This is a genomic window from Actinokineospora sp. PR83 (assembly GCF_021056305.1).
Taxonomy (GTDB): Bacteria; Actinomycetota; Actinomycetes; order Mycobacteriales; family Pseudonocardiaceae; genus Actinokineospora; species Actinokineospora spheciospongiae.
On sequence record NZ_JAJCXD010000146.1, the window covers coordinates 1 to 3,909 of the forward strand.

Annotated in this window: 1 protein-coding gene and 1 pseudogene; both read left to right on the forward strand. The window is 78.4% G+C overall.

The genetic code is table 11. From position 1 onward, the window contains the following. Positions 1 to 513 (forward strand): acyl carrier protein (locus L6E12_RS33515; protein WP_236231935.1); only part of this gene is annotated, 513 nt, incomplete at its 5' end. A gap of 32 nt (positions 514 to 545) precedes the next feature. Then, positions 546 to 3,909: pseudogene (locus L6E12_RS33520) on the forward strand (type I polyketide synthase); the annotation flags it as partial.

Genomic DNA, 3,909 nt, shown 5'->3' on the forward strand with positions numbered 1-3,909 from the left:
GCCGCCGGTGGCGGGGCCGAGCTGCGGGCCCGGCTCGGCGCGCTCGACCGGGCCGGGGCGCGCGCCGAGCTGACCGAGCTGGTCCGCGCCGAGGCCGCCGCCGTCCTGGGCCACCCCGGCCCGGAGGCGGTCGCCGCCGACCGGGCGTTCCGCGACGTCGGGTTCGACTCGCTGACCGCGGTGGAGCTGCGCAACCGGCTCGCCGCGGCCACCGGCGCGGTGCTGTCGGCGGCGGTGGTCTTCGACTACCCGACACCGCAGGAGCTGGCCGGGTACCTGGTGGAGGCGGTGCTCGGCGCCGAGGCCGACGAGGTCGACGGCCTGCTGGCGGGCCTGGCCAGGGTCGAGGAGCTGCACCTGGGCGGCGACGACCGCGCCCGGCTGGCCGCCCGGCTGCGCCGCGCGCTGGCCGCCCTCGACAACGAGTCCGCCGAGGGCGACGGGCTCGACCTCGACGAGGCCTCCGACAGCGATCTGTTCGACATCGTCGACAAGGACTTGGGACTGCTGTGAGCGCATCGGCGACCGAGGCGGACAAGCTCCGCGAGTACCTGAAGAAGGTCATCACCGAGCTGCACCGCACCCGCGCGCGGGTGCGGGAGCTGGAGGACGCGCAGCCGGACCCGGTCGTGGTGGTGGGCATGGGCTGCCGCTACCCCGGCGGCGTGCGCTCCCCGGAGGACCTGTGGGAGCTGGTGCGCACCGGCGCGGACGCCGTCACCGGCTTCCCGGCCAACCGCGGCTGGGACCTCGCCGCGCTGCGCGGCGCCGAGGGCCTGACCGGCGAGGGCGGGTTCCTGCACGACGTCGGTGACTTCGACGCCGGGTTCTTCGGCATCTCCCCGCGCGAGGCGCTGGCGATGGACCCCCAGCAGCGGCTGCTGCTGGAGACCTCCTGGGAGGCCCTGGAGCGCGCGGGCATCGACCCGTCGGCGCTGCGCGGCAGCGCCACCGGGGTGTTCGTCGGCGCGAGCGGGCAGGACTACACCCCGCTGCTGGTGGCCTCCGGCGAGCCGGTCGACGGGCACATCGCCACCGGCAACGCCGGGTCCGTGGTCTCCGGCCGGGTCGCCTACGCCCTGGGCCTGGAAGGGCCCGCGGTCACCGTCGACACCGCGTGCTCGTCGTCGCTGGTCGCCCTGCACCTGGCGGTGCGGTCGCTGCGCTCGGGGGAGTCCGCGCTCGCGCTGGCGGGCGGGGTCACCGTGATGGCCACGCCCGGGGCGTTCCTGGAGTTCTCCCGCCAGGGCGGGCTGGCCCCCGACGGCCGGTGCAAGGCCTTCGGCGCGGGCGCCGACGGCACCGGCTGGGCCGAGGGCGCGGGCGTGCTCGTGCTCGAACGGCTTTCCGACGCCGAGGCCAACGGCCACCCCGTCCTGGCCGTGGTGCGCGGGTCCGCGGTGAACTCCGACGGCGCCTCCAACGGCCTCACCGCCCCCAACGGGCCCGCCCAGCGCCGCGTCATCCAGCGCGCGCTGGCCGACGCGGGCCTGGAACCGTCCGACGTGGACGCCGTCGAGGCGCACGGCACCGGCACCCGGCTCGGCGACCCCATCGAGGCCCAGGCGCTGCTGGAGACCTACGGCCGCACCCGCGGTGGGCGCGGGCCGCTGCTGCTGGGCTCGCTCAAGTCCAACCTCGGCCACAGCCAGGCCGCCTCCGGCGTCGGCGGCGTGCTCAAGGTCGTCCTGGCGCTGCGCCACGGCCTGCTGCCCAGGACCCTGCACGCCGCCGAGCCCACCCCGCACGTGGGCTGGAGCGCGGGCGCGGTCGAGCTGCTGACCGAGGCCCGGCCCTGGGAGCCGGGGGAGCGGGTGCGCCGCGCGGGCGTGTCCTCGTTCGGCATCAGCGGCACCAACGCCCACGTCATCGTCGAGGAACCGCCCGCGCAGGCGCCGCGCCCGGCCGCCGAGCCGGTCGGCGCGGTCCCGTTCGTCGTCTCCGCGCACAGCCCCGCCGCGCTGCGCGCCCAGGTCGACCGGCTCGCCGCCCACCTGCGCGAGCACCCGGCCGAGGAGGCCGACGTGGCGCTGTCGCTGGCCACCACGCGCGCCCTGCTGCGCCGCAGCGCGGTCGTCGTGGGCACCCGGGGCCTCGCCGCCTGGGACGGCCAGGAGGTCCCCACGGCGTCCGGGCGCACCGCGTTCCTGTGCAGCGGCCAAGGCGCGCAGCGCGCCGGGATGGGCCTGGGCTTGGCCGCGGCGTTCCCCGCCTTCGCCGCCGCCTGGGCCGAGGTGCTCGACTGCTTCCCGCCCGACGTGCGCGCGGTGCTGGCCGCCGGTGGCCCCGTCGACCGGACGCGGATCGCCCAGCCGGGCCTGTTCGCCGTCTCCGTCGCCACGGCCCGCACCCTGGAGTCCTGGGGCGTGCGCCCCGACGTGCTCATCGGGCACTCGGTGGGCGAGATCGCCGCCGCCCACCTCGCGGGCGTGCTGTCGCTGCGCGACGCGTGCGCGCTCGTCGCCGCCCGCGGCGCGCTGATGGACGCGTTGCCCGAGACCGGCGCGATGGTCGCCGTCGTGGCCTCCGAGGCCGAGGTGGCGCCGCTGCTGGGCGCGGGGGTCAGCCTCGCCGCGGTCAACGGGCCGGAGTCGGTGGTGCTCTCCGGCGACGCCGACACCGTCCGCGCCGCGGCGGCGGGCTTCCGCTCCAAGGAGCTCCCGGTCAGCCACGCCTTCCACTCCGCGCTCATCGACCCGGTCCTGGACGAGTACCGCGAGGTCCTGCGCGGGGTCGAGTTCGCCCCACCCACCAGGACGCTGGTGTCCACGGTGACCGGCGGGCCCGTCACCGCCGAAGTCCTCGACGTCGAGCACTGGGTGCGCAACGCCCGCGACGCGGTCCGCTACGCCGACGCCGTCGCGCACCTGCCCGGCCTCGGCGTCGGCCGCGCCGTCGAGGTCGGCCCCGACGCCGTGCTCACCGCCCTGACCCGCTCCGACGACCTGCCCTGCGTCCCCGCTGTGCGCGCCGACGAGGCCCCCGCCCTGGCCGCGGCCCTCGGCTTCCTGCACGCCACCGGCGCCACCGTGGACTGGGCCGTCGCCCTGCCCGGCGCGCGCCCGGTCCCGCTGCCCACCTACGCCTTCCAGCGCAAGGCGTTCTGGCCCAAGCCCGCCCCCGCCCCGCAGGCCGCGCCCGAGCCCGACGCCGACCTGTGGGCCGCCGTGCGCGCCGCCGACCCCGCCGCGGTGGCCGACCTCATCGATGCCGAGCCCGACGCCGTCGCCGCCGTGCTGCCCGCGCTGGCCGCCTGGCGCAGCGGGCGCGAACGGGACTCCGCGGTCGAGGCCGCCCGCTACCGCGTCGCCTGGCTGCCGGTCGACCCCGGCCCCGCCCACGACCGCAGGCCGTGGCTGGTCCTGGCCCCGCCGGAGCGGGCCGACCACCCCTGGGTCCGCGCGGCCGCCGATCGGCTGGGTGCGGAGGCGGTGTCCGACGTGCCGCTCGACAGCGCCCGCCCCGTGCTGTCGTTCCTGCCGCTGGGCGCCGACCCGTTCGGCTCCACCCTGCGCTTCGTCGCCACCCACCCCGAGTGCCAGGTGTGGACGGCCACCGTCGGCCCCGACCCGGCCGCCCTGTGGGCCGTCGGGCGCACCGCCGCCATCGAGTCCTCGCAGACCTGGGCGGGCATGGTCCAGCTACCCGAGGACCCCGACCCCGCCGCGCTCGACCGGCTCGCCGCCGTCCTCGACTGCGACCACGGCGAGGACCAGGTCCTCATCGGCCGCGGCGGGGTCGAGGCCCGCCGCCTGGTGCCCGCCCCGCTGCCCGCGGGCGCCGAGCCGTGGCGGCCCCGCGGCCGGGTCCTGGTCACCGACGTGGACTCCCCGCGCGGGCGGCTCGTGGCGGCCTGGCTGGCCGACGCCGGTGCCGAGGCCGTGCCGCTGGGCCCCGGCCCCACCGCGG